The sequence below is a fragment of the Flaviflexus equikiangi genome (genome assembly GCF_014069875.1).
Taxonomy (GTDB): Bacteria; Actinomycetota; Actinomycetes; order Actinomycetales; family Actinomycetaceae; genus Flaviflexus; species Flaviflexus equikiangi.
Map to the genome: position 1 here is coordinate 1445138 of NZ_CP059676.1, position 24993 is coordinate 1470130.

22 protein-coding genes and 3 tRNA genes are annotated in these 24993 nt (G+C 63.7%); 8 read left to right on the top strand and 17 right to left on the bottom strand.

All coding sequences use genetic code 11. From position 1 onward, the window contains the following. Window positions 1-17: 17 nt before the first annotated feature. Entirely contained in the window at window positions 18-677 is a 660-nt protein-coding gene (locus tag H2O75_RS06790; RefSeq protein WP_182169998.1) for an AMIN-like domain-containing (lipo)protein, read from the top strand. 80 nt (window positions 678-757) lie between these two features. Here the strand turns inward: H2O75_RS06790 and H2O75_RS06795 are convergent. The 8 genes from H2O75_RS06795 to leuC form a co-directional block, all read right to left on the bottom strand. Further along, window positions 758-2046, bottom strand: a protein-coding gene (locus H2O75_RS06795; protein ID WP_182170001.1) for an IS3 family transposase whose coding sequence is annotated in 2 segments (ribosomal slippage) — window positions 758-1773 and window positions 1773-2046 — 1290 coding nt in all. Because the reading frame shifts where the segments join, the coding sequence is not laid out codon by codon here. 31 nt (window positions 2047-2077) lie between these two features. Further along, the gene (locus H2O75_RS06800) at window positions 2078-2788 is read right to left on the bottom strand and encodes a lysophospholipid acyltransferase family protein (protein ID WP_182170004.1); all 711 of its coding nucleotides are present in this window, start codon (window positions 2786-2788) and stop codon (window positions 2078-2080) included. Beyond that, window positions 2785-4104: a UDP-N-acetylglucosamine 1-carboxyvinyltransferase gene (gene murA / locus H2O75_RS06805; RefSeq protein ID WP_182170007.1), complete on the bottom strand. Its 1320-nt coding sequence runs from the start codon at window positions 4102-4104 to the stop codon at window positions 2785-2787. Before murA ends, H2O75_RS06800 begins: the two co-directional genes overlap by 4 nt. A 55-nt stretch (window positions 4105-4159) precedes the next feature. Further along, a complete protein-coding gene (locus H2O75_RS06810; protein ID WP_182170010.1) occupies window positions 4160-4687 on the bottom strand; it encodes an ArsR/SmtB family transcription factor in 528 nt (175 codons plus the stop codon). After that, window positions 4644-5999, bottom strand: a complete 1356-nt coding sequence (locus tag H2O75_RS06815; RefSeq protein ID WP_182170013.1) for an MFS transporter — start codon at window positions 5997-5999, stop codon at window positions 4644-4646. The genes H2O75_RS06810 and H2O75_RS06815 overlap by 44 nt, the downstream gene beginning before the upstream one ends. 78 nt (window positions 6000-6077) lie before the next feature. Beyond that, window positions 6078-6632, bottom strand: a complete 555-nt coding sequence (locus tag H2O75_RS06820; protein ID WP_182170016.1) for a GNAT family N-acetyltransferase — start codon at window positions 6630-6632, stop codon at window positions 6078-6080. A gap of 9 nt (window positions 6633-6641) precedes the next feature. After that, window positions 6642-7298 (bottom strand): 3-isopropylmalate dehydratase small subunit, encoded by a 657-nt coding sequence (gene leuD / locus H2O75_RS06825; protein WP_182170019.1) that lies wholly within the window; start codon window positions 7296-7298, stop codon window positions 6642-6644. A 9-nt stretch (window positions 7299-7307) separates the two neighbouring features. Continuing rightward, window positions 7308-8708 carry a 3-isopropylmalate dehydratase large subunit gene (leuC, locus tag H2O75_RS06830; protein WP_182170022.1) on the bottom strand — a complete coding sequence of 467 codons (1401 nt, stop codon included), beginning with the start codon at window positions 8706-8708 and terminating at the stop codon, window positions 7308-7310. A 94-nt stretch (window positions 8709-8802) separates the two neighbouring features. Here leuC and H2O75_RS06835 point away from each other — a divergent pair, with 94 nt between their 5' ends. From H2O75_RS06835 to H2O75_RS06845, 3 genes are all read left to right on the top strand, one after another. Further along, on the top strand, window positions 8803-9534 hold the full coding sequence (locus tag H2O75_RS06835) for an IclR family transcriptional regulator (RefSeq protein ID WP_182170025.1): 732 nt from the start codon (window positions 8803-8805) through the stop codon (window positions 9532-9534). Window positions 9535-9551: 17 nt separating this feature from the next. After that, entirely contained in the window at window positions 9552-10676 is a 1125-nt protein-coding gene (locus H2O75_RS06840; protein ID WP_182170028.1) for a glycosyltransferase family 4 protein, read from the top strand. Window positions 10677-10777: 101 nt separating this feature from the next. Beyond that, on the top strand, window positions 10778-11518 hold the full coding sequence (locus H2O75_RS06845; RefSeq protein ID WP_182170031.1) for a DUF364 domain-containing protein: 741 nt from the start codon (window positions 10778-10780) through the stop codon (window positions 11516-11518). 4 nt (window positions 11519-11522) lie between these two features. On the opposite strand, the gene pdxH is transcribed toward H2O75_RS06845, so the two are convergent. Beyond that, on the bottom strand, window positions 11523-12173 hold the full coding sequence (gene pdxH, locus H2O75_RS06850) for a pyridoxamine 5'-phosphate oxidase (protein ID WP_182170035.1): 651 nt from the start codon (window positions 12171-12173) through the stop codon (window positions 11523-11525). Window positions 12174-12346: 173 nt separating this feature from the next. Between pdxH and H2O75_RS06855 the strand changes: the two genes are divergently transcribed. Both H2O75_RS06855 and H2O75_RS06860 read left to right on the top strand, forming a co-directional pair. Next, entirely contained in the window at window positions 12347-12913 is a 567-nt protein-coding gene (locus H2O75_RS06855) for a biotin transporter BioY (RefSeq protein WP_182170038.1), read from the top strand. 138 nt (window positions 12914-13051) lie between these two features. Beyond that, window positions 13052-14329 carry an ATP-binding protein gene (locus H2O75_RS06860; RefSeq protein WP_182170041.1) on the top strand — a complete coding sequence of 426 codons (1278 nt, stop codon included), beginning with the start codon at window positions 13052-13054 and terminating at the stop codon, window positions 14327-14329. Window positions 14330-14389: 60 nt separating this feature from the next. Here the strand turns inward: H2O75_RS06860 and H2O75_RS06865 are convergent. From H2O75_RS06865 to gltX, 4 genes are all read right to left on the bottom strand, one after another. Further along, window positions 14390-14462 (bottom strand) — tRNA-Glu (locus H2O75_RS06865). Between the two features lie 62 nt (window positions 14463-14524). After that, window positions 14525-14597: transfer RNA gene (locus tag H2O75_RS06870), tRNA-Glu, on the bottom strand. Between the two features lie 22 nt (window positions 14598-14619). Then, window positions 14620-14691 (bottom strand) — tRNA-Gln (locus tag H2O75_RS06875). Between the two features lie 150 nt (window positions 14692-14841). Further along, a complete protein-coding gene (gene gltX / locus H2O75_RS06880; protein ID WP_182170044.1) occupies window positions 14842-16320 on the bottom strand; it encodes a glutamate--tRNA ligase in 1479 nt (492 codons plus the stop codon). 61 nt (window positions 16321-16381) lie between these two features. On the opposite strand from gltX, the gene H2O75_RS06885 reads away from it, so the two are divergent. Then, window positions 16382-17524, top strand: coding sequence for a MalY/PatB family protein (locus H2O75_RS06885; protein WP_182170047.1), 1143 nt, complete (start codon window positions 16382-16384; stop codon window positions 17522-17524). A 28-nt stretch (window positions 17525-17552) separates the two neighbouring features. Here H2O75_RS06885 and H2O75_RS06890 read toward each other — a convergent pair whose 3' ends face one another. Then, window positions 17553-18323 carry a fumarylacetoacetate hydrolase family protein gene (locus H2O75_RS06890; RefSeq protein WP_182170050.1) on the bottom strand — a complete coding sequence of 257 codons (771 nt, stop codon included), beginning with the start codon at window positions 18321-18323 and terminating at the stop codon, window positions 17553-17555. Window positions 18324-18354: 31 nt separating this feature from the next. Between H2O75_RS06890 and H2O75_RS06895 the strand changes: the two genes are divergently transcribed. Then, window positions 18355-19272: a 3-methyladenine DNA glycosylase gene (locus H2O75_RS06895; protein ID WP_182170053.1), complete on the top strand. Its 918-nt coding sequence runs from the start codon at window positions 18355-18357 to the stop codon at window positions 19270-19272. Here the strand turns inward: H2O75_RS06895 and H2O75_RS06900 are convergent. The 3 genes from H2O75_RS06900 to H2O75_RS06910 form a co-directional block, all read right to left on the bottom strand. After that, on the bottom strand, window positions 19269-20165 hold the full coding sequence (locus H2O75_RS06900; RefSeq protein ID WP_182170056.1) for a class C sortase: 897 nt from the start codon (window positions 20163-20165) through the stop codon (window positions 19269-19271). The two genes, H2O75_RS06895 and H2O75_RS06900, sit on opposite strands and share 4 nt — an antisense overlap. 56 nt (window positions 20166-20221) lie before the next feature. Beyond that, the gene (locus H2O75_RS06905; RefSeq protein ID WP_182170059.1) at window positions 20222-21670 is read right to left on the bottom strand and encodes a SpaH/EbpB family LPXTG-anchored major pilin; all 1449 of its coding nucleotides are present in this window, start codon (window positions 21668-21670) and stop codon (window positions 20222-20224) included. A gap of 72 nt (window positions 21671-21742) precedes the next feature. Next, window positions 21743-24769 (bottom strand): hypothetical protein, encoded by a 3027-nt coding sequence (locus H2O75_RS06910; RefSeq protein ID WP_182170062.1) that lies wholly within the window; start codon window positions 24767-24769, stop codon window positions 21743-21745. Between the last annotated feature and the right edge of the window lie 224 nt (window positions 24770-24993).

Sequence of the window (24993 nt, forward strand, 5' to 3'; positions counted from 1 at the left end):
ACGGCTAGATTGGTGTCATGAAGAGAATTCTTGGCGCTCTGGCCGTGACGAGCCTGCTCGCGGCATGTACGACTGACGAACCTGCCGAGAGCCCGGCAACGGACTCGCAGGCCGCCACGGAAACGACCGAGGCCGCCACGGAAACGACCGAGGCACCTACGGACGATCCGGGCGGCTCAGATCCCGGCACGGAGCCTGCCGAGACGGAATCTGGCGATCCGAGCAACACTGTCGACGCATCCGAGTTCACTCTCGACCCATCATCGTCCGCCGACTATCCCGACCTTGCCGGACAGTTCCTGCCGGTCGGGGCGCGTGTCGGCGGCCACGACGGTTATGACAGGGTCGTCATCGACTATGACGGTTCGGAGGGCGTGCTCAACTGGTCGGCTTCCTATGAGGATGCTGCGATCCAGGACGGTTCCGGTTTCGAGCTGGACATGGCGGGAGAGAAGTTCTTGACCGTCTGGGTGTCCGGGGTGCGCTATCCGACGGAGGCAGACGGCGAGATCACCATCTCGGGTCTCGACCAGTCAGACATCGTTGCGGACATCCGCGTCGACTCAGCATTCGAGGGGATGCACCTCGTCTTCATCGGCGTCGAGGAGCCCGTCCCCTACCGGGTCGAGGTCTTCGACGACCCGACACGGATCGTCATCGATCTGCTTGACGACTGAACTTCCGCCGCGACGCTTGGCGCAGGTGCCGATGGAGTACGGTAGGCACGTAGTGAACCGTCTCAGGTTCTTTGCCGCTTTTATACGGGGAGCAGCTCTCGGTCGAGCGCTGCATAGTAGGTCTGCTCGTACTCATTTGGGTTGACCATCGCTAGGCTACCGTGGAGCCTACGGTTGTTGTACCAATCGACCCACCCTGAGGTTGCGTACTCAACGTCTGTGATCGTCTTGAACGGCCCCTCGTGGAAGATCGTGGTGCGGATGCATTCAGCTTTATAGAGCCCGTTGATCGTCTCCATGAGCGCATTATCAAATGCATCGCCGACGGTCCCGATCGAGGGACTGATCCCTTCCAGGGCCAGGCGCTCGGTGTAGGTCACGGCGGTGTATTGACTGCCCGCGTCCGAGTGAGCCCGTAGCTGTCGTGGTTTGATTGGGTGGCCTTGGCGCTCTCGCTCCCACAAAGCCATCCGCAACGGAGTCATCACCAGATTGGCATGCATCGTGGTCTGGGCATGCCAGGCAACGATCCGCTGCGAGAAAACGTCAAGGATGAAGGCGACATAGACGAAGCCGGCCCAGGTGCGCACGTAGGTGAAGTCCATGACCCAGGTATGGTCCGGGCGGGGAGCTGTGAAGTTCCGATCGAGCAGGTCTCCGGCGCGGTTGCCATCCTTACCAGGAATCGTTGTACGAATGGCTTTCGCACGTGTCACGCCTGACAGGCCAAGGAATCGCATGGCTCGGTCGATTGCGCCCCAGGACGCGTCAGCGATCGCGGTCCTGCGGATCAGGGCGGTCATCTTCTTCCGCCCATACATACCCTCAGGCGTCATCCTCCTGCGCACAGTCCCGTTGGGGAGCTGTTCTTCTTGCCAGGCGGCAGAGCGGACAGCATCGATCACGTGAGCGTCTGTGATGGTGAGCTGGCTGATGGTGCCTTGTTTCCAGGATCGGTAGGTTCGTGCAGCAATCTTGACGCCCTCTTGACGGAGAACGCGAAGAATTGACTCGACTGCATGTCCTTGAGAGCGCACCTCATCAATGAATCCCAAGATCAGCGGTTGCGGGGGTCGAGTTCCCCCACGAAGAAAGTTGTTGCCGCACGCAGCACTGCCACGTCTTCGCGAAGGCGCTTGTTTTCGGCCTTTAGCTGCCTGATTTCGGCGAGTTCTTCGCTGGTCTTTCCTTCACGTTGGCCGGCATCAATATCGGCCTGTGCAACCCAGCGGCGCAATGATTCCCGTCCGATTCCCTCTTGGATTGCAACGGCAGCGATTGCTCGCGCGGTTGAGGGGTAATCCGCGCGATGGTCGCGTACCAGACGTACGGCCCGATCCTTCACTGCGGGGTCAATCTTCTTTGGCATATGGCTATCCTCCACTCAAAAGATAGCGGCATCAAACCTGAGACGGTTCATAGCGTTGTGCGGGCGGTTCCCCCATCGGTCGTCCCAGTTCGTCGCGTAGTCGGGCGACCTCGTATGCAAGAGCCGTCATGACACTGTCGGCCTGCTCCTGGTAGGTATCCCCGGACAGGGCCAGAGGCGGCCCGAAGGAGACGATGACGTGCTCGCTGCGGCGCAGGATCCTGGAGAACCGAATCCTGCCGGTCCACTGGTGGATGAGCCGTTCGTTGCCCCAGTGCGCGACGGGGATGATCGGAACGTCTGGGCGGAGTTCGGCAAGCCTGGCGATACCGGTCTTCCCCCTCATCGGCCATCCCGCCGGGTCGTGGGTGAAGGTCCCCTCGGGGAAGATGATGAGACTGTCCCCGCCGTCGAGGACGGTTGCCAGTTGGTCGATGGCACCGCCGGGCTGATCTCGGTCGATCTCGATCTGCTGGATAAGGCGGAGGAACGCTCCGAGGGGACCCCGGAACAGTTCCTTCTTCGCGACGAAGCGCGGCGGGACACCCGCCTCGTAGATGGAGACGGCCACGACGAAGCCGTCGAGGTGGCTCGTATGGTTGCTGACAAAGATGACGGGCCCAGCCGGGATGTTGTCGGCACCCCTCACGTCGAGGCGCTGGATCGACCGCGTGAAGGCGATGACGGGGCCGGAGAGGATCCTCATCGCCCTCGGCATCACCCGAGACTCGTGCCGGTTCATGGCAGGAGCGTGACGTCCGCACCCAGCTTCGCGAGCTTCTGCATGAAATGCTCGTAGCCGCGGTTGATGATGTCGATCCCGGCCACGTGACTCGTGCCCTCGGCCGCGAGAGCGGCAATGAGATGGGAGAAGCCGCCGCGCAGGTCGGGTACGACGATGTCGGCAGCTTCAAGCTTCGTGGGGCCTTGGATAATCGCCGAATGGTAGAAGTTCTGGCGGCCGAATCGGCACGACAGGCCTCCCAGGCATTCCCGATAGACCTGGATGTTCGCTCCCATGCCGAGCAGGGCGTCGGTGAATCCGAAACGGTTCTCGTAGACGGTCTCGTGGACGATCGACAGGCCTTTCGCCTGCGTCAGGGCGACGACGAGTGGCTGCTGCCAGTCCGTCATGAGGCCGGGATGTACGTCGGTCTCGAGAACGGCGGCCTGGAGCTCCCCTCCCGGGTGCCAGAACCGGATCCCGTCATCGCGGACGTCGAAGGCTCCGCCGATCTTCCGGTAGTAGTTGAGGAAGGTCGTCATGTCCTTCTGTTCGGCGCCCTTGACGACGATATCGCCCCGGGTTGCCAGTGCGGCGGATGCCCAGGAGCCTGCTTCGATCCTGTCCGGCAGCGCCGTGTGACGGTAGGAGTCGAGCTTGTCGACGCCTTCGATGCGGATGGTGCGGTCCGTATCGACGGAGATGATCGCCCCCATCTTCTGCAGGACGGCGATGAGATCCATGATCTCGGGCTCGATCGCGGCGTTCGTGAGCTCCGTGATTCCCGAGGCCATGACGGCCGTGAGAAGGGTCTGCTCGGTTGCGCCGACAGACGGGTAGGGCAGGCGCACCGGGCGCCCCTTGAGGCCCTTCGGAGCGGTCAGGTGCATGCCGTACGGGGTCGATGTGCGCGTCGCACCGAAGTCTTCGAGAACCTTGAGGTGGAAGTTCACGGGACGGTCGCCGATGTGGCATCCGCCCAGGTCCGGAACGAACGCTTCCCCGAGACGGTGCAGGAGGGGGCCGCAGAAGAGGATGGGAATACGGGAAGATCCTGCGAGCGCGTCGACCTGGAGCGGGTCGGGGAGCGACAGCGTCCCCGGTGTGATCGACAGTTCACCAGCATCCTGGTCGAAGTCGACCTCAACCCCGTGCATCTGCAGCAGCTCTGACACGACTTCGACGTCCCGGATCTGGGGGACGTTGCGGAGCGTGGAGGTGTCTTCCGAGAGAAGCGCCGCCACCATCGCTTTCGGGACGAGGTTCTTCGCCCCGCGGACAAAGATCTCGCCGACCAACGGCTTACCGCCGCGCACTTCAAGCACTGACGCCATAGTTCCTCCTCAACATACTCCTCCAAGGATACCGGGCGGAGGGCGCCAGATGAGCTTACCGCTGGTCGGGGCGCGCCGGTAGGAGCTGTGCGCCAAGCGCGTAAAGGTCGCCCTCGCCGTTCTCATAATTGGTCGACGACAGCTCGCGAACCTGTTGGTACATCTCGCCCATCTGCTCGACCAGGCGTTTGCGCTGATCAGAGGTGAGATAGACGACACCGAGCATAACCGACTGGTCCTGGTCCTTGTCCATGAGGTCTGGGACGAGGCTGCGCAGGTATTCGAGGATCGCGAACGACGCGGCCCTGCCCTCTTCGGAGCCCCTCTCCGACGGATCCGGCTCGGGCGGATTGAGCTTCTCTTCGTTGACGGACCACCACGTCTCCCGCGCGTCCTCGCCCACCCGCCTGTTGATGAGTCCGCCCGATTCGAGGATGGACAGATGGTAGGAGACCTTGTTGGCCGCCGCTCCGAGCTCCGAAGCGAGGTCCGAGGTCCGCCCCTCCTTCATCGCATCGAGTAGGACGAGTATCTGCAGCCTAAGCGGATGCGACAGTGTCTTCAGACGACTCATCTCGGTCATAGCTCTCCCATTCTGACGGCCGGGGAATGCGGCGCACTCGTGGCGATAGTATCGCGATGACGGCGCCCGCCGCTGAGATCGCGACGAAGATGATCGCAGCGAGGTGATAGCTGTAGGCCTCGAGGGTGATGCCGGCGATCAGCGGCGCGAACGCCGATAGAGCCTGGGCGACGACGCCGAGGAGGCTGCTGACCCGCCCCTGGAAGGACTGGGGCGTGCGGCCGAGAACGTAACCGAGAAGGGCGGCGTTGGTGATTGGCACGCACAGCCCGATCGCGAACGAGATACCCATCATCACCCAGTATCCATCGGAGAGGAGAAGCGGGGCCGTGCTCAGGGTGAACCAGGCGAGGGAGCCGACCGTGATGAGACCGGTGGGGTGCTCGCCGGCGATGCGGCCCGCCACAGTCGAGGAGAGGATGACACCGAGGCCGATCGCCATGCCGAGGTATCCGACCTCGACCGCCGGGTAGCCCTGGGCGATGAGGGAAAGCATCATGAGCGACTGGACGCCCGCCATGCCGAGATTGACGAGCGTGATGATGACGCCGAGCACGAGGAGTGTCCGCCTGCTCGAGAGGTAGCGAAGGCCCTCGAAGAAGTCCTCCCGCATGGTCGACCGCGGCGGCTGAGCTTCGACGGGCAGGTCCTCGACAATATCCTGTGCCGCTCCGCCGTCCGCAACTGCCGCAGCCGGGACGGGCTGCATCTCGTCGGCGGGGACGAGAGACGTCTTCACACGCGTGAAGACGAGGCCCTGGGCGGCGGAGAAGACCGTGGAGATGAGGAAGGGCAGCCAGGCGAACAGCCCGTAGAAGAAGCCCGACAGGGGCCGCGCGATAAGCTGGACGGCCGCATCCCTCCCCTGGTTCGCGGCCTGCGCCTTGACGAAATCCCCGCCCGACATGATCGATCGAAGAGCGGCGTTTGTCGCCTCACCGAAGAAGCCGTGGACGAGCGCAAGGACGCTCATGAGGATGGTGAAGGCGAGGTAGGTGAGATTTCCCGAGTACACGTAGAGGAAGATCCCGCCGCTGACGACGGACCCGAGGATGGCGTAGATGTAGATGAGCCGCCGGCGGTCCATGCGGTCGACGACGACGCCGCCCGGGATCGATGCCACCAGCATGAGCACGAGGATGATGGTCTGGAGTGTGCCCGCGGACGCCTCGGAGGCCGTGAGGTCGAAGACGACGAAGCTGACGATGAGGAGCGAGAACACGCGCCCGATCATTCCGGTCGTATCCCCCGCCAGCCACCACACGTAATCACGGTTCGACCAGATCGAGGCGGAGCCATGTTTCGTTTCCATGGCACGACGGTAGACGCTCGCTCACAATAGTTCAAGACTTTTGCGCAAATTGCTTTGCGCAATTTATTCAGTGCAGTTCTATCGGACGATGACGGGCTCTCCGTCCCTTCCCTTGACCGCCTCTGCGAGGATGCGCTCGAACACGAGGTGGTCGCGTCGCTCCCCCGCGATTTCCATGTAGGAGCGCGCCGTGCCGCAGAGGGCGAATCCGTTGCGGCGCAGGACGGTGATCGACGGCTCATTCTCCGGGAGCGTTGCGGCCTGGATCCGGCACAGACCCAGCTCGTGCCACGCGTAGTCGAGCACCTCCGAGACTGCCCTTGTCGCTATGCCGCGGCCGCAGTGGTCCTGGGCGACCCAGTAGCCGATGTCGGCGCTCTGGAGGGGCCCGAACTCGATCCTGTCGAGTGTGAGCTGGCCGACGATCATTCCATCATGAAGGATGAGGAAGGGAACTTCGGAGCCTGATTCGTGGGCCGCGAGCTTGGCTGTGATGAGCTTGCGCTGATATTCGGCCGAGAAATAAGAATCCTCGCGCCGCGGTTCGAACGGCGCGAGGTATTCTCGCGATCGCACCAGGAGGTCAGCGAGTTCATCGACATCCGCAGTGGTGACAATCTTCAGGGTTTCCATGGCCCTAGATTAGGCGAGAGGAGCTTCCTCATCGACAGGGCGTGCCGAGACGATGGAGACAGGCGGGAGGCTCTTCGCGGGCAATGTGGCCGGCTTGAACGACTGTCTCGACTTCTCGAACTCGGTGATGGCGGCTTCTTGGCGGAGCGTCAGGCCGATGTCGTCGAGGCCCTCCATGAGCCGCCAGCGCGTGTAGTCGTCGATCTCGAACGTGGTCGAGAAGCCGCCCGCGGTCACGGTCCGTTCGACGAGATCGACTGTCACCTCCGTGCCCGGTTCCGTTTCGAGAATCTTCCACAGCTGTTCGCAATCGTCCTGGGTGATGATTCCCGCGACGAGACCTTGTTTCGCGGAGTTGCCGCGGAAGATATCGGCGAAGCGGGGCGCCAGGACAACGCGGAACCCGTAGTCCTTCAGAGCCCATACGGCGTGTTCGCGCGAGGATCCCGTGCCGAAGTCCTCCCCTGCCACGAGGACGGACCCTGCCTTGTATTCGTCCTGGTTGAGGACGAAGTCGGGATCGTTGCGCCACGCAGCGAAGAGAGCATCCTCGAAGCCGGTCCGCGTCACCCTCTTGAGGTAGACGGCGGGGATGATCTGGTCCGTGTCGACGTTCGAGCGGTGGAGCGGGACGCCGATGCCGGTGTGTGTGCTGAACTTTTCCATGATCAATCCTTACAGGTCCGACGGGGTGGAGATAGTGCCGCGAATAGCGGTGGCGGCTGCGACGAGCGGGGACACGAGGTGGGTACGCCCACCCTTTCCTTGGCGCCCTTCGAAGTTGCGGTTCGACGTGGAGGCGGCGCGTTCGCCCGGCTGCAGCTGGTCCGGGTTCATGCCGAGGCACATCGAGCATCCCGCGTTCCGCCATTCGGCGCCGAACTCGGTGAAGACACGATCAAGGCCCTCAGCCTCGGCCTGGAGGCGGACGCGTGCCGATCCCGGCACGACCATGACACGCACGTTCGGATCCTTCTTCTGTCCCTTGATCACCTCGGCAATGTTCCGCAGGTCTTCGATGCGGCCGTTGGTGCACGAGCCCATGAAGACGGTGTCGACGCGAATGTCCTTGATCTTCGTTCCCGGCTCCAGACCCATGTAGTCGAGGGCGCGCTGGGCTGCGTGGCGCTGGCTCTCGTCGGCGAAATCCTCGGGATCGGGGATCGAGGCCGAGATCGGCAGGCCCTGCCCTGGGTTGGTCCCCCAGGTGACGAACGGTTCGAGGTCATCGGCATCGAGGTCGACTTCCGCATCGAATGTCGCATCGTCGTCGGTGCGGAGCGAACGCCAGTATTCGACGGCACGATCCCACTCCTCGCCCTCGGGGGCGTGCGGGCGGCCTTTGAGATAGTCGAAGGTTGTCTCGTCGGGTGCGATCATGCCTGCGCGGGCACCCGCTTCGATCGACATGTTGCAGATGGTCATGCGCGCCTCCATCGACAAGGCCTCGATCGCTTCCCCGCGGTATTCGAGGACGTAGCCAGCGCCGCCGCCCGTGCCGATCTTCGCGATGATCGCGAGAATGATGTCTTTCGCGGTCGTGCCCGGACGGAGGGTTCCGTTGACGTTGATCGCCATGGTCTTGAACGGCTGGAGTGGCAGAGTCTGCGTCGCCAGGACGTGCTCGACCTCGGAGGTGCCGATGCCCATGGCGAGAGATCCGAACGCACCGTGCGTCGATGTGTGGGAGTCGCCGCACACGACGGTCAAGCCGGGCTGGGTGAGACCGAGCTGAGGCCCGACCACGTGGACGATGCCCTGCTCGGAGTCTCCGAGAGAGTGGAGGCGGATCCCGAAGTCTTCGGCATTCTTGCGCAGCGTGTCGATCTGTTTCGCGGAGATGCGGTCAGCGATCGGCAGATCGATGTTGAGGGTCGGAACGTTGTGGTCTTCGGTTGCGATCGTGAGATCGGGCCTGCGGACCGGGCGCCCCGCCAAGCGCAATCCTTCGAAAGCCTGCGGGCTGGTGACCTCGTGGACGAGATGAAGATCGATATACAGGAGATCCGGAGCGCCGTCTTCGCCGCGTGAGACGATGTGCGACTTCCAAACCTTCTCGGCCAGGGTCGTCCCCATGACTTTCTCCTTTGTTTCGTTGGTAATGTAAGAATCTGCCTTTCCCAACTGTAGCGCACTTGCGTATCAATGGGCGAGATGACAATATCAGCACATGGACACTTCACAGGGATCAGGCGTCGGCGTTCTCGACAAGGCCGCATCGGTTCTCGGCGCTCTCGAGTCGGGCCCGCACACTCTCGCCCAGCTGGTCAGCGCCACTCATCTCGCGAGACCAACAGCACACCGTCTCGCCGTCGCCCTGGAGTATCACCGCTTCGTGACGAGAGACATGCAGGGGAGGTTCATCCTCGGCCCGCGCATGGAGGAGCTCGCAAGCGCGGCAGGCGGCGATCCCCTTCTCGCCGCCGCGAAACCCGTCCTCATCGCACTGCGTGACCACACGGGCGAGTCCGCTCAACTCTTCCGCCGCCAGGGCGACGTCAGGATCTGCGTCGCGGCCGCTGAGCGCAATCTCGGCGGACTGCGGGACTCGATCCCGGTCGGGGCGGCCCTGTCGATGCTGGCAGGATCGGCAGCTCAGGTGCTCCTCGCATGGGAGGAGCCCGATCGCCTGCACCGCGGCCTCCATGGCGCGAACTTCACGGCGACAACGCTCTCTGCCGTTCGCCGCCGCCGGTGGGCCCAGTCCGTGGCCGAGCGGGAAGCCGGCGTCGCCTCGATCTCTGCCCCCGTGTGGGGACCGAGCGGGCGTGTTGTCGCCGCCGTCTCGATCTCCGGCCCGATCGAACGCATGGGACGCCAGCCCGGCCGGCAGCATTCCGTCTCGGTCGTGGCCGCAGCCAACCGGCTCACCGAGGTTCTGAAGCGCTCCGAGGACTACTGATCTGACAAGATAGAGGAATGCAGCGCACCCTCCTCGTCACGAATGATTTTCCCCCGCGCGCGGGTGGCATCCAGACCTATCTGGAAGGCTTCGTCGGTCATCTCGATCCCGACAAGCTCGTCGTCTATGCCTCCACTCCGCCTGATGGCGGAGCCGCGGAATATGACGCCAGCGTGCCCTACGAGGTCATTCGATACCCGGGGACGATGATGCTTCCCACCCCTGCCGTGCGGAAGACGATGGAGGGGATCATCGCCGAACGTGGGGTGAAGAACGTGTGGTTCGGTGCCTCGACTCCGCTCGGCATCATGGCCTCGGCGGCGAAGCGCGCAGGAGCCACCCAGACGATCGCGACGACCCACGGCCACGAGATCGGCTGGTCGATGATCCCGGGAGCCCGCCAGGTGCTGGCTGCCATCTTCCGTGACAACGACGTGGTGACCTACCTGACGAAGGCCACGAAGGATCGACTGTCCCCTCTTCTGGGTGATACCGAGACGCTGCGCCTGCCCGGCGGGATCAACCCCGAGGCGTTCGCCTTCGATGAGGGGGTACGCCGCAGCCTGCGAGACCGGTACGGAATAGCGCAGGACGCGCCGGTTGTCGTCTGCATCTCCCGCCTTGTCGAGAGGAAGGGCCAGGATCTCCTCATCGCGACCTGGCATCGGATCGCGGCCGCATTCCCCCAGGCCCGGCTCGTCATCGTCGGCAAAGGCCCCTACCGGGGCAAGCTCGATGCCCTCCATGCAATGTCCCCCGCGCGTGACTCGATCATCTTCACCGGGCAGGTCTCCTACGCTGAACTCGCGGGCCATTATTCTCTCGGCGACGTGTATGCGATGCCGTGCAGGACGCGGGGCGGGGGCCTCGACATCGAGGGCCTCGGAATCGTCTATCTCGAAGCATATGCGGCAGGCCTGCCGGTGATTGCCGGGGATTCTGGGGGCGCCCCGGAGGCTGTCATCCCCGGGGAGACAGGGCTCGTCGTCAACGGGCGGTCGGGCAATGCGCTGGTATCGGCCCTCACGTATCTTCTCGAGGATCCCGATCGCGCGCGGGCCATGGGAGCTCGGGGCCGTCAGTGGGTCGAGGATGAATGGCGCTGGGAGCACCTCATCAAACCCCTCCAGGCGATCCTCTAGCGGAGGCGGTGCTCTCGCCGGCCACCACTGTCAGTGCCCTGCCGCTGCAACACGACACGCACGTCGCGTTGCGGCGTGGTCTTCGCGCTTAGGATCGAGGAATGAATCCCTGGTCCCTGTACGACGATCTCATCTCACCCATCCCGCCCGATATCACGGTGCGCGACTATAGCGTCGGGCACGTGTGGACTTGGCTCGAGTCCGATGAGGGGACGATGGGAGTGGCCATGACAACCAACGTCAGGTCCCGTCCCAGCATCGCCATGGACGACGTGGCGGGAGCTCCCCTGCGGGAGGTTGCCGAGCTGGCAAAATCCTGGAATCTCATCGATGCCAGCATCGGCGTCGCGGCGATCAACGCGTGGCACAACCACTCCGGCAGGGTGGACAAGGCTGGCCTTCGGACGGCGACGGGCGGGGCCTTCGACACGTATGCGGATCTCGTCAAAGGGAAGAGGGTCGCAACGATCGGGCATTTTCCCGCGATCGAGGAGCGGCTGTCGGACGCCGCCGCCTTGACGATCCTTGAACGCAGCCCCCGCCCGGGGGATTTCATCGACACCGCCGCGGAATATGTCCTGCCTGACCAGGACGTTGTGTTCGTGACAGGCTCGACGATGGTGAACAAGACACTGCCGCGACTCCTCGAACTGGCGAAGCAGGCCACCGTCATCGTCACGGGCCCGAGCACACCCCTCTCCCCCGTCCTCTTTGATCATGGGGCGAGCGGACTGTCTGGACTCATCGTCACGGACGCTGCCGGGCTGACGAGATCACTGCGCGGTGCCGGCAGAGGCAGGCCCGGACATTTCGGGCACATGATGGATCTCGCTCGAGGCTAGGGCATCACGGTGCCAGGCGGTCAATCCTCCACGAGTCGGCATCCCTGCGATAGCGGAAGCGATCGTGGAGCCGACTCGGCCGGCCCTGCCAGAACTCGACCTCGTCGGGGACGACGAGGTAGCCGCCCCAGTGCGCTGGGCGCGTCAGCTCGATCTCCCCGGATTCCACGCCGGCAGTCAGGGCGGTGATCCGAGCAGCGAGCTCATCCTTCGTGATGACGGAAGACTGCGGAGAGGCGGTCGATCCGATCCGCGAGAGCGGATGGCGGGAGTCGAAATACGCGTCCGATTCTTCTTCGCTGACTCGTGCGGCTCGACCCTCGATGCGGACGACGCGATCGAGCTCTCGCCAGTGGAAGAGAAGGGACACGCGGGGGTTCTGGGCGATCTCTCGGCCCTTGCGGGATTCGTAGTTCGTGTAGAACACGATCCCCCTCTCATCCGCGCCTCTCGCAAGCACGACCCGGCTCGACGGGATGCCGCGATCGTCAACGGTCGAGATCACCATGGCGTTCGGATCACGAAGACCATGATCGAAAGCCTCGGATAGCCAGGACTCGAACAGGACACGCGGAGAGGCTGGCAGGTCGCTCTCCCCCAGGGTGCCGCTGTCATAGTCGCGCTGATCGTAGATCTTGCCATTCTCCAGAGCCATGGCCCCATTATCGGCCACGGCAGGGTTCTTGACCATCCCCACCCGAGCAGACCGCCGCAGCGCCGTGACCTTTCTTACGAACAGAGGTCCACGGTGTGGGATCTCTTGGATCTCGAAAGAAGATCTGCCTACCATTTCGTAACTTACCGATTCGTAACTTCGAAAGGCGGCTCGTGTCTTCACCTGCTATCACCGCTGGCGTCCTCTCTGATCACCTTCCCGTGTCCCGTCTGCGCGACGTCACGCTCGTCCTCACAGGCACCCTCTTCGTCGCTCTGGCCTCCCAACTCATCATCCCGCTCTGGTTCACGCCGGTGCCTCTCTCCATGGCAACATTCGCCGTCATGCTGACGGGCGCCTCCCTCGGCCCCGCCAAGGGAGCGCTGTCCCTGGCCCTCTATATGCTCCTCGGCATCGCCGGCGCGCCGGTCTTCGCCGATGGTGCATCAGGTTGGGGCGGAGCATCCTTCGGATATGTCATCGGCTACGTCCTTGCCGCTGCTGCCGCGGGCGCGCTCGCGGAGCGCGGATTCGACCGCACGCTCGGAAAGACCGCACTCCTTGTCATCGTCTCCTCCGCCCTCGTGTACGCCATCGGCCTGCCGTGGCTCATGGTGTCGACGGGAGCGGGACTCGGTGCGGGACTGCAGATGGGAGTGCTGCCGTTCCTTATCGGCGATGCGATCAAGGGACTTGCCGCCGTTGCGCTGCTGCCCTCTGTGTGGCGCTTGATCAAGTAGCACGTGAAGAGTTCAGGGCCCCCGGTCGTCACCGCCGGGGGCCCTGCGCACACCATCCACGCTGTGAGACCGGGGCCACATGAGAGACGGTGTTGAGTACTCTGTGGCGTACCGGATCCACCAACGAAGGAGGACCTCGTGACGCACTGGCGCATCCGAGATTTCCAGCCCACCGACCTCGATGGGTTCCTGCGGCTGTGGGAGCAGTACGTCAGCCAGGTCGAGGTTCCGGTCTACGCCCTCAACGAAGTCATCGCATCCACGCGGGCTGACACGGCGGTCGTCGCGACTGTCGGGGACGACGTCGTCGGCGTGACGGTGGCCCGGGCGGCGCACGACCAGGCATGGATCGTGTTCTTCGCCGTCGACGAGAGCTGGCAGCGCCGCGGCATGTCGCGCGCCATGCTCAGCGCGATCGAGCAGCGCCTGGCCACGCAGGGAATCCATCACATGTCGATCCTTGTTCCCGATAATGTCGAGCCGAGCGCCGCACTGACCCGGGCAGGATTCGCCGATCAGAGACACCTGCGCTATTTCGAGCGCACGATACCGATCCGGCAGGAGGAGATCCTGCTCCTGCGCGAACTCGGCGGGCGCATGGTGGGCCGCGACAGGTGGGATTCGATCGGCGGCATGACGGTCGAGAAGTCTCTCCTGGAGCGACGCCTGGTTCTGCCGCTCTCCAATCCGGAGAAAGCCGCACAGTTCGGGGTGGTGCCACCTCGCGCGATTGTCCTTTTCGGCCCGCCAGGCACCGGCAAGACGACGTTCGCGAAAGCGGTCGCGTCGCGGCTCGAGTGGCCCTTTGTGGAAGTGTTCCCATCCAGGCTCGCTTCTTCCCCGCGTGGCCTGGCAGGCGAACTCAGGGAGGCGTTCGAGCGGATCGAGGGCCTCGACCATGCTGTCGTCTTCATCGACGAGGTTGAAGAAATCGCGTCCCGACGCGGCGGGGAGCCGCCCTCTCCCACGCAGGCCGTGACGAACGAACTGCTCAAGGTCATTCCGGCGTTCAGGGAGAAGCCCGGCAGGCTCCTGATCTGTGCAACGAACTTTATCCGGGCAATCGACCCCGCGTTCCTCCGGCATGGCCGATTCGACTATGTCATCCCCATCGGGCTTCCCGATGAGGAGGCCCGGCGCGCGATCTGGCTCATGTTCGTTCCCCCGACTGCGAGAGTCGATATCGACGCCCTCGTGGAGGCCACCGACGGCTTCTCGCCGGCCGACATCGAATATGCTGCTCGCCGAGCTTCACAGGAGGCATTCGAGCGTGCCATCGGATCATCGTCGACGGGAACCGATGATGGTCCGAGCGTCGAGGACTACCTGTCGGCGATCTCGCATACAAAGGTGACCGTGTCATCGGAGACTGCGCGGGAGTTCGAGGACGACATCGCTGCCCTGGCAAGGATCTAGCAGTATCCACGATTGTTGGCAAAGGAAAAAGGTCTGAGCATTGCTCAGACCTTAGCCTTGTACCCCGTACCGGATTTGAACCGGTGTTACCGCCGTGAGAGGGCGACGTCCTAGGCCGCTAGACGAACGGGGCCTACCGACAGTTCGCACTGCCGTGCCGACAGCTTGCACTGTCATAGTAGCTTGCGCTACCTGTACCCCGTACCGGATTTGAACCGGTGTTACCGCCGTGAGAGGGCGACGTCCTGGGCCGCTAGACGAACGGGGCCTCGGCTTCCGAAGAAACCTTGCTGGGGTACCAGGACTCGAACCTAGACTAAATGAACCAGAATCACTCGTGCTGCCAATTACACCATACCCCAATTGCTCACAACCTCGGTTGCGCGCAGAACTAGACTCTACCGGGTCGGCATTTTGATCGCAAAACGGTGGAGGGTGAAGGTGATCACTGCACCGCCGTGCACCGCCCGGAAAGGCGTGGCCCCGGAGGAAACCCCGGGGCCACTGTTCACTCAGCCGAGATGATCGGCAAGCTTCTGCAGCCGGGCGAGCGTCTCAGCCTTTCCGAGGATCTCCATCGAGTCGAAGACGGGAAGGGACACGTTGGTGCCCGTCACGGCCACAAACAGGGGCGCAAAGGCGATCCGAGGCTTGATGCCGAGTCCGTCGATGACAGCGACCGACATCCTGTCCTTGATCTCGGACGCCGCGAACTCTTCGAGCGCCGCCAGGTGCTCGATCGCGGCCTGGAGAACCAGGGGCGCCTGGTCGCGGAGCTTGCCGAGAGCCTTCTCGTCGTAGACGATATCGGCCGCGTCCTTGAACAGGAATCCCATCATGGGGCCGGCTTCTGAGAGGACCTGGATGCGGGTCTGGGCGAGCGGGACAGCTCGGTCGATGATGCTGCGCTCAGCGTCCGTCAGGTCGTCGTAGGACCCGGAGGAGACGGCGTCGCCGAGGAAGGGGACGATGCGGCGGGCAAGGTCATCGGTGTCGAGGCGGCGAATGTGCTCGGCGTTGATGGCGATGGCCTTCTTCTCGTCGAAGCGCGCCGGGTTCGGATTGACGTCCTCGATATCGAACGCCTCGATCAGTTCGCTGACGGTAAAGATGTCGCGGTCCGGGGCGATCGACCATCCGAGCAGGGCCAGGTAGTTGACGAGACCTTCCGGGATCATGCCGTGCTGGCGGTGCAGGAAGAGATTCGATTCTGGATCGCGCTTGGAGAGCTTCTTGTTCCCCTCCCCCATGACATACGGCAGGTGCCCGAAGATCGGGACCTGGGTGGAGATGCCGAGCTCGACGAGGGCGCGATGAAGGACGACCTGGCGGGGAGTCGATGACAAGAGGTCTTCTCCGCGCAGGACATGCGTGATGTTCATGAGAGCATCATCGACCGGGTTGGTGAGCGTGTAGAGCGGCTGCCCGTTGCCTCGCACGATGACGTAGTCGGGGACGCTGCCCGGTGAGAACGTGATCTCCCCGCGCACGGCATCGACGAACGACACATCCTCGTCTGGCATGCGGATCCGCAGCACGGGCTCGCGCCCCTCGGCACGGAACGCCGCCTTCTGCTCCTCTGTCAGATCACGGTCGTATCCGTCATAGCCGAGTTTCGGGTCACGCCCGGCTGCGCGATGACGGGCCTCGACCTCCTCGGGCGTGGAGAACGACTCGTAGGCATATCCGGCCTCGAGGAGTTTCGCGGCAACATCCGCATAGAGCTCCATTCGCTCCGACTGGCGGTAGGGACCATCCGGACCGCCGACTTCCACCCCTTCATCCCAGTCCATTCCGAGCCATCTCATGGCATCCAGGAGCTGGTGGTAGGACTCCTCCGAGTCACGCTGAGCATCCGTGTCTTCGATGCGGAAGACGAACGTGCCTCCCGTGTGCCGAGCATAGGCCCAGTTGAAGAGAGCTGTGCGGATGAGGCCGACGTGGGGGGTTCCCGTCGGCGAAGGGCAAAAACGAACGCGAACATCAGTCATAGTGCAAGACTACCGCGCTCAGGGTTCCCGCTGTTTCGCCAAAGAGCTTTAGAGTAGTCACATGTTTGAGAACGTCACCCCCGAAACTCTGCGCGCCACGGGCTCGCTCAAATGGACTGCTTTTCCGGACTGCCTCGGTATGTGGGTGGCGGAAATGGACTTCGGGGTGCCGCCCGCCGTCTCGCAGTGCTTGCGCCAGCGCGCCGACAGCGGCGCTCTCGGGTATCTCCCCTCACATCTCGCCGAGGAGCTGAGGAGTGCGACCGCCGATCTTCTAGCCCGCGACTACTCGTGGACTGTCGATCCTTCAGGCGTGCTCCTCTTTCCCGACGTGTTGACGGGCCTGCGGGCAACCCTCACTCACGTTGTCCCGGACGGCCCGGTCGTCGTTCCCACCCCTGCCTACATGCCGTTCCTCACGATCCCCGGTGAAGAGGATCGGGAACTCATCGAAGTTCCCAGCATCGTCGAGGACGGACGCTGGATACTCGATTATGAAAGGCTTGATCGTGCTCTCGCGGGCGGCGGTCTCCTGATCCTGTGCAACCCGTGGAATCCGGTCGGTCGTGTCCTCGACCGGGAGGAGCTGGCCGCGGTGAGCGAGATCGTGTCCCGGCGCGACGCCATCGTGTTCTCCGATGAGATCCACGCACCCCACGTGTTCGAGGGAACGCATGTGCCCTACGCGAGCCTCTCGGAGCAGACAGCGGCCCACACTGTCACGGCCACATCCACCTCGAAGGGATGGAACACGCCGGGCCTGAAGAGCGCGCAGGTCATTGTCAGCGAACCGATCCGTGCGCTCTTGGCAGCACCGGCCTCGATCATCGAACGCCAGATCAACACGGTCGGCGTGGAGGCCGCGATCGCGGTCTATCGTGACTCGACGGACTGGCTCGATGCGGTGAAGGACGAGTTAGAGAGGAATCGGCACCGTCTGACGGACGTCATCAACACCCTCCCCGGCCTCTCCACGGCCCGCCCCGAGGGCACCTATATCGCGTGGATCGATGCAAGCGGGCTCGCGGCCACCGTGGGGTCCCCGGTCGAGTTCTTCAGGCGCCACGGGGTTGCCCTCACGGACGGTGCACTGTGCGGCACAGGTTACGACTCGTATCTGCGTCTAGTCTTCGGAACGACGGGCACCATTCTCGACGAGGCGCTGGACCGCATGGCTGCAGCGGTGGCTGAGGCCACCGGGTAGCGCAGGCCCGCCCGCGACTCGCCTCGCTTTAGTTCGTCCGCACCTCGTTGGACAGCACTCCGAGACCCTCGATCTCGATCTCGACCACATCACCGGATTGCAGGGTTCCGACTCCCTCTGGCGTGCCCGTGAGGATCACGTCGCCGGGCAGGAGCGAGAACGAGTGGGAGATGTAGGAGACAAGCTCAGTCACGCCGCGGATCATGAGGGACGTGCGGCTGTCCTGCCTCAGTTCTCCGTTGACCCTGGATTGGATGGAGACGTCGGTCGGATCGAAGTCAAGATCGATGACGGGGCCGAGGGGGCACGATGTGTCGAACCCTTTCGCTCTCGACCACTGGGGCTCCTCGCGCTGGATGTCTCGGGCAGTCACATCGTTCGCGATCGTGTAGCCGTAGATGACCTCGGGGACGCGCGCCGGCGGCACATCCTTGCAGGGGCGTCCGATGACGATTGCGAGCTCAGCCTCATAGGCGATCTCCTGGGACCACGACGGCTGGATGATGAAGTCATCGGGGCCGATGACAGACGTGTTGGGCTTGAAGAACAGGAGGGGCGTCGCAGGTTCCTCCGACCCCATCTCTTCGATGTGGGCGGCATAGTTCCGTCCGACAGCGACGACCTTCGAGCGCGGAATAACAGGTGATAGGACGCGGGTTCCCTTCCGCGGCACACGCTGGCCCGTCGTGTCGAGACCTTGGAAGATCGGGTCGCCGGCGAGGACGACATATTCGTCGCTGTCGTGATCGACGATGGCGTAGCGGGGTCCGGATTCGAGTGAGATACGAGCAATCTGCATAGCCCTAGCCTAGCGTGGCAAACTGGGAGCGATGACTATTCTTTCCCCCGACCTGTGGTGGTCTCTGCACACAGACCACGTCGAGAAGGCCCGGCAGCGCTCGGCTGGACACGAGGCGAGACGGCGCAGCGCCGAGAAGCATGCGATCGAGGACTTTCTGTGGGAGTATTACCCGCTCCGCCCCGGCCTCCTCGCACGCTGGCATCCCGGCGCGGGCGTGGGGCTTCTGAGGCCTCCCTCGAATCATGTCGGGGCGGAGGAATACGAGAAGCGTCTCGCGTGGCGGTGGCATCGGGAGGTCGATGGTGTTCTCAGACTTGACCTCGACGACTATCTTGCCGCCCGGGGCCGGGGCGTTCGCTTCGTCCACGATCTGACCCGCAGCGTTCTCGATCGGACACCGACATTCGCGTGTTTCGGCTGGCACGAATGGTGCATGGTGTATGGCGGGGAGAAGCGGCACGACATTCCCCTTCGTCTTGGCCAGGCAGGCACTGACCGTGCTGTCGACAGTGCGCACGTCAGGTGCTCCCACTATGACGCTTTCCGTTTCTTCACAGAGCCCGCCATGCCGCACAATACGGTCCATCCCACACGGGAGAGGGTGCTCGACATGGAGCAGGGCGGCTGCCTCCACACCAACATGGATCTTCTCAAGTGGTGCCTTCAGCTGGGGCCCGCGATTCCCGGGGACCTCCTCCTTGACGTCTTCGACCTTGCGCGAGAGATCCGGTGGATGGACATGGCGGCCGCGCCCTACGATCTGTCTGGTCTCGGTCTTGAGCCCATCCCGATCGAGACGACGGAGGGACGAGTGGCCTATGTGTCTCGCCAGAAGGAGTTCGCCGGCCGCGCACATCCCCTGCGGCAGCGTCTCCACGCGATCACGGTCCGCCTCGCGGCTGTGCCAAAACCTGGCGGGAACGCCAGCGATGAGAAGGCGATCTAGGCCCTATTGCGACGTGGTCGTCCCGACTGCCACACGTAGGCCGCGAGAAGGGATAGTCCGAGGCCGAACCAGACGGCCCACCACGGGAAGCCTGGAATATCGGGGGCTGCTCCCACATTCGCCATGTCGCTGAGCGGTGTGGGGGTGATGCGGTCACCGGTGACGAGGATGCGATGCGTGTTGACACCCAGCGGTGTACACGTGACGAGGGTGACCATGTCACGGCCCGACTGGGCGTAGAGGGATTCCGTCTCATGGGGCTGGACGACCTTCGTCTCGGACACGCGATAGGTGAGAACCTCTCCGAACACTTCGATGGTGAACGTGTCGCCGATGTCGAGCTGGTCGAGATTGTTGAACATGGTGGCGGACGCGAGCCCGCGGTGGGCGGTGAGGACGGAATGGGTGTCGATGCCGCCGACTGGCAGCGATGTTCCTTCGAGGTGTCCGACGCCCTCGAGGAGGGTTTGGTCGGAGGTGCCGTGATAGACGGGGAGATCGAGGTCGATGGTCGGGATCTTCAAGCGTGCCATGACGTCGACGCCGCGAGCGCTCAGCATGTCTCGATAGGAGAGCCTCTCGTTGACGGTCGCCCCGTCGCCGGTGGGCACTCGCTCGTTGACGCCGAGAAAGGCGCCGGCCTGCAGGCTTGCGTTGTATTCGTGCGCGAGTGCGAGCTGCTCTGTTGCGGTGGGGTGAAGATCGGAATCGACGACGACCGAGTATTGTCCGATGATCTGCGACTGGTTGTACTGGGATACCCAGGCGGCTGTCGTCGGGTAGAGGAGCATGACCATGCCGACGAGTGCGATGACGGTGACGACGGCGGGCACGAGACGCAGCCGCCATCTCTCGCGCTCAGTCTTCTCACGCTCTGCTACGAGTGTTGCCATGACCAACTCCCATGGGTCGGCGGGGAGGAGAACCTCCCCGCCGTCCTGCTAGATGACTATCGGATTGTCTTGCGTCGGTGGTTGACGAGTGCTGTGCCACCGGCGATGGAGAGGAGGCCAGCTCCGCCCAGGGTGAGGAGGAGGACGCCGCTCGCGCCCGTCAGGGGCAGGTCCACGGAGGGCTTCTGCACGTTCTCCACCTCGACGAGGACTGCCTGCTCGAGGGAGCCAGCCGTCACTGTGACCGCGATGGGTCCCGCGTCGCCGGTCGTGTAGCCGACGGGGGGCTGGGTCTCGACGAGCCAGTAGTCGCCGGCCCTGAGGCCGCTGAGGATGATCTCGCCATCGGCATCCGTGCTGAAGGTCGACGTGCCCGAGATGCTGACTGGGTTCGTCAGCGCGTTCGCGTCGGCGAGAGTGGAGAAGACCTGGAACTGTGCTCCCTGGAGGTAGTCGGTCTCTTCCCCATTCATCGCGTACTTGAGGATCTGGACGGCACCCCAGTCGGTGACCGCGTCCGCGGTGCCCTCGAATTCGTTGATGAAGAAGGTTGCTTCGTTCTCGATCGTGCCGTCGCCGATCGACAGGACGGTGGTTCCGACCTCGACCGTGAGTGTTCCGCCCTGCGCGCCGGCAAGCTTGGCAAGGCCACCGGTGGTGAACGTGAGGGAGATGAGCCCGCTCGAGCCGACAGGCGGCAGGACGAGGTCGAAGTCTGTCGCGAGTAGCGCGACCGTCGCATCCGTTGCATCCGTCAGGGTGAGGGATGCTGTGGCGAATCCCAGCCTGGAATCGAGAGTATCGGTGATGGAGAAGAGGTCGAAAGTATCTCCTTCGGCGAGGTAGGGAACCTCTGACGTGATGGTCCAGTCGACGACATCGCCGAGGCCGAGGGCAGCAGCATCATCAACGACCTTGTCGATGGTCGTCACCGCGTTCTTCGGGTAGACGTTGACGTCGTAGATCCACTGGTTGTCTCCCGTGGGAAGGGGGACGCTGACGAGGAACGGCTGTGCCTTGATCGCGATGGGATTGTCGCCGACATTCGTTTCCGTCACGAGGTAGAGACCCACGGGAAGGTCGGCGAATGTTGCGGTTCCCGCTGCCTCTGCACCGGCGCCGGTCACGCCCGTATCTGCCTCGCCAAGCGGGTAGGTGACGGGGTCGGCCATGACCGCGGCAGCCGTGAGGCCCTCTGTCATGTCCCACCCCTGGTAGGTGGTGAGATCGATCGAGGTCACCTGTTGCACCGTGAACTCCACGCCGTTCAACGGGGTGTATCCCGTCATGTCCTGCGCCGTGCCATCGTTGGGAAGGCCGGTCGCCTCGGCAGGCTCTTCGTACTTGTGCACGATGATCGAGCCCGAATCTCCATCCAGGTTCGGCCCGTCGATCAGGGCAGCGGATGCTGCCATGCCGCCCCCGAGGGCCCCTATCAGTCCGAGGGTGATGGCCCCGAACCCTGCCGCGATGCGCCGCGACAATGACTTCCGTTGTGTCTGCATGAGTTCATCTTTCGTGTGCTGCCGCGTAACGCGGGATGGGTTGAATCGTCGTTGAATCGAGTGATGGGACATTTAGGCCGCCTTATCCATGCGGTTGCGATGCCGCCATGCCACCAGGAGTGCTGCACCGAGCAGTCCCCCGCCGAAGGAGAGATAGACCCCCGCCCCGGTACCGCCTGTGATGGGGATATCGATGGGAGGGATGGGTTCGTTGACGAAGCGATAGATCTCGGACGCTCCCGCGTCCACCTGGATATCGGCGGTCGTCACATCGACCCAATGCGCACTGTTCGTGTGATCCGGATTCTCAGGAGTGTCACCGATGTAGCGCTGAATGCCCCGCTGGATGAAGGCGAGTTCATTCGTGCCCGTGGTCTCTTCAGACACGGTGTAGGTGTGTGCGGGACGGACCCAGACTGTGTTCGCCGCCGCGGGATCCTCCGATCCCGTCACGGGGGCGGGGCTCGCCAGTCCGGGGACCACCGGGCTGTCGGAGGCTGCCGCCGTCAACTGCCATGAGTCGGGCCCTTGGGCCGATATCCCTTGGGGATCGTCCACGAACTTCAGGAGTGTGAGCTGGGAGGTCTCGTTCGCGATCTCGCAGTCGACCGTTCCGCCGAGCGGAACGCTGACAGCACCGTCGACGGGGGTCACTGTCTCCCCGGAGGCTTCCTCCGTGCAGACCCAGCCATCATCGGTCGGGACGTAGATCGCCGAGTATGCTCCTGCGCTCGGCCCCGCGGCATTGTCTGCCTCGGCGAGAACGTAGGGCGTGTCCGCATCGACCTCCCCTGTCACGGTGCCAGCACCGGATATCGGTGCCCCCTCCAGCGGAGTCCCCGACACTGTCCAGTCGGCGGGGACTGCCGGGCCGTTGCTCACGGTCTTCGTGAGGACGAGCGTCTGGACGCAGTCGACCGTGTTCGTGATCGTGTAGGTGTTGTCCCCCGCAGCGAGGGTGGCAAGGTAAGCCAGCGAGGCGGGTTCGATGAGAGTCTCGCCGTTGACCGCGGTCACAGCCGCCGAGACGGTACAGGCTTGGGGAATACCCGAGGTGGTCTCGTTGATTGTGACGGTGTCGCCCTCCGTGTACCCGGTCCGTGTCACTCCCCATCCCTGGTTCGTTGCGGCTGCCCCCTCGGGGCCGGTGAGCGTCAGCTGGGCGTTCCAGCCTGCCGGCTGGTCACCATTGGCCACGCTCTCGCCTTCGATGATCCACTCCTTGTCAACCGTGACAGAGGCATCGACGGGCAGAATCCTGTTCTGCACGAGGCAGCTGACGATGCCCTGCGCGGACACATTGACCGTGAATCCGAGCTCGCCCGAGTTCGTGACTGGCACCTGCTGCCCGTTGACGAAGCAGCTCGCATTCGCGGACTGTCCGTTGAAGACTTGCGGAACGATCTCGTAGCCATCCTGCTGGGTCTCGACGAACGTGACAGGCCTGATCGCTGTCGGTTGCGCATCGAAGTTCACGCCGACGTTGAAGTTGCCGTCCGGCTCGGTCGTCTCGACGATGAGCTGGTTGACGAGGGTTCCCGTGCCGGGTGTCTCCAGGTAGCTGCCGGCGGTCGATGCGGTGAACTCCCAGCCCGCCGCAGTGGGGTCGATGATCTCGTTGTTCTCGTCAACGGTCTGCTTCGTCACGGTCACCGTTCCGCCGCAGTTCTCTGTCGCGAAATCTCGAAGATTCTGCTCGAGATCTTCGAAGTTGGAGCGGACGAAGTCGACGCCCTCGTTGGGTCCCGAGATCGAGCTGAGCCTGTTCGTTGCCGCCTGTGTGAAGGCGGCGCCGCCGATACCGACGGCAATGATCGCCGGTTGGCCTGGCATCGCCTTGACGGCGTTTGCCGAGTGGATGGCCTCGTTCACTTCCGCGATCGACGTCGAGTTGCCAGTGCCCTGCTGGTTGCGATGGAATGTCGGCGCGCCGTCCGTCAAGAACATGACGATGTCATAGCTCACGCCGGACTCGGCGACCTGGTGGAATCCGCGATCCCAGTTCGTTCCGCCTTGAATGTTCTCCGGGGTATCTCCCCAGGCATTGATCCGCGCCGTGATCGGCGCCGCGCTCTCGGGAGAGCTCACCGACGTCAACGGCAACCCGACGTTGTTCGCGCCGTTGGCGGGCGCGTTCGTCGCGAACGTGTAGAGGCCGATTCTCGATGGCGTGCCGGTCAGGGCAGTGACGAAGCCGTTGGCCGACTGCTTGTACTGAGCCAGGAGCGCCGCGTCGTCCGTCACCGAATTGGAGAGGTCCATGACGAGCGCGATGTCGATGCCGCATTGGTCAGGCAGCGGGTTGTTTGCACGGACATTGGCCCAGCGGGGAGTCGTCACCGTCGAGTTGAACTGTCGGGGAATCGTCACGGTGCGAGCCGCAGCCGACGCAGTCGTGGAAATGAGCCCGGAACTGAAGCGGTAGTTGTTCGCCACCTCGGTGAAGGAGGTCGGCGCCGTCCATCCCGCCGGCACGCCGGTCGGGACAGCATAGAAGGAGCGGCTCTGCGACCCTGTCGTCGAGGGTGCAATGTCGACGATAATCCCGCACTCGCCGTTGGCGTCCGTCGTGCACTCGCCCGCGAGAGTACCTCCCGCGATCGTGCTTGTCGTTGTGCGATAGAACTGGTAGGTCACGCCCGGCAGGGGGCTGACCGTCTGGGTCGCGTTTCCGGCGCCAGTTCGGGAGCCGCCCGCCCGGACGATGAGTTTCGTCTGCCTCTCACCCGGGTCCCCCAGTGGAACACCGACCGCAAGGGCCACGATGTCGCGGGAGGCCTCCATCCCTTCGTCGTTCGCTAGTTCGCTCGGATCTGCGGGCGGGGCAAGGATGTCGAACTCGGGATCCTCCGCGGGCGGTGCCTCGACGGGTTCCTCGACCGGGGCAGGCTCCCCTTCGTCGACTGGCTCGACGATCGGTTCGACTGTCGGCTCAGTTTCCGCTGGGGGCGAGACGGGCTCCTCTTCGGCGGTCGGGTCTTCTGTCGGGTCTTGTGTCGGCTCCTCGACCACGGGCTCCTGCTGGAAGACAAACATGTCGCTGTCCACCGGCTGCTCGTCGGAGGCAGATGCGAGAATAGCTCCCGATCCGAGGGTCATGGAGGCGACGAGCAGTCCCGCGAATGTGGCACTGAACGTGGCTCTGGTCAGGCGCCATCGATTCGATAGGTCAGCCGGCTTCGATGAGGGCTGTGGTTCTCTGAGTGGTCCATCGGTATACACAATTGCTCCCTTGTCAGGAGTGCTAGCAGTGATCACGAGGCATGCCATCAAGGCAAGCCGGGAAGAGCGTGCTGGCATCAGCGCCAGTGCCCCGCGTCGAC

Bases quoted from the DNA above. Each gene is read 5' to 3' on its own strand.
- H2O75_RS06900 (WP_182170056.1), bottom strand. From the start codon at position 20,165: ATGGCAACACTCGTAGCAGAGCGTGAGAAGACTGAGCGCGAGAGATGG.
- H2O75_RS06815 (WP_182170013.1), bottom strand. From the start codon at position 5,999: ATGGAAACGAAACATGGCTCCGCCTCGATCTGGTCGAACCGTGATTAC.
- pdxH (WP_182170035.1), bottom strand. From the start codon at position 12,173: ATGGCTCTGGAGAATGGCAAGATCTACGATCAGCGCGACTATGACAGC.
- H2O75_RS06890 (WP_182170050.1), bottom strand. From the start codon at position 18,323: ATGCAGATTGCTCGTATCTCACTCGAATCCGGACCCCGCTACGCCATC.
- H2O75_RS06790 (WP_182169998.1), top strand. From the start codon at position 18: ATGAAGAGAATTCTTGGCGCTCTGGCCGTGACGAGCCTGCTCGCGGCA.
- H2O75_RS06895 (WP_182170053.1), top strand. From the start codon at position 18,355: ATGACTATTCTTTCCCCCGACCTGTGGTGGTCTCTGCACACAGACCAC.
- H2O75_RS06840 (WP_182170028.1), top strand. From the start codon at position 9,552: ATGCAGCGCACCCTCCTCGTCACGAATGATTTTCCCCCGCGCGCGGGT.
- H2O75_RS06800 (WP_182170004.1), bottom strand. From the start codon at position 2,788: ATGAACCGGCACGAGTCTCGGGTGATGCCGAGGGCGATGAGGATCCTC.
- leuC (WP_182170022.1), bottom strand. From the start codon at position 8,708: ATGGGGACGACCCTGGCCGAGAAGGTTTGGAAGTCGCACATCGTCTCA.
- H2O75_RS06885 (WP_182170047.1), top strand. From the start codon at position 16,382: ATGTTTGAGAACGTCACCCCCGAAACTCTGCGCGCCACGGGCTCGCTC.
- H2O75_RS06845 (WP_182170031.1), top strand. From the start codon at position 10,778: ATGAATCCCTGGTCCCTGTACGACGATCTCATCTCACCCATCCCGCCC.
- H2O75_RS06810 (WP_182170010.1), bottom strand. From the start codon at position 4,687: ATGACCGAGATGAGTCGTCTGAAGACACTGTCGCATCCGCTTAGGCTG.
- leuD (WP_182170019.1), bottom strand. From the start codon at position 7,298: ATGGAAAAGTTCAGCACACACACCGGCATCGGCGTCCCGCTCCACCGC.
- H2O75_RS06905 (WP_182170059.1), bottom strand. From the start codon at position 21,670: ATGCAGACACAACGGAAGTCATTGTCGCGGCGCATCGCGGCAGGGTTC.
- H2O75_RS06820 (WP_182170016.1), bottom strand. From the start codon at position 6,632: ATGGAAACCCTGAAGATTGTCACCACTGCGGATGTCGATGAACTCGCT.
- gltX (WP_182170044.1), bottom strand. From the start codon at position 16,320: ATGACTGATGTTCGCGTTCGTTTTTGCCCTTCGCCGACGGGAACCCCC.
- H2O75_RS06910 (WP_182170062.1), bottom strand. From the start codon at position 24,769: ATGACCCTCGGATCGGGAGCTATTCTCGCATCTGCCTCCGACGAGCAG.
- murA (WP_182170007.1), bottom strand. From the start codon at position 4,104: ATGGCGTCAGTGCTTGAAGTGCGCGGCGGTAAGCCGTTGGTCGGCGAG.
- H2O75_RS06835 (WP_182170025.1), top strand. From the start codon at position 8,803: ATGGACACTTCACAGGGATCAGGCGTCGGCGTTCTCGACAAGGCCGCA.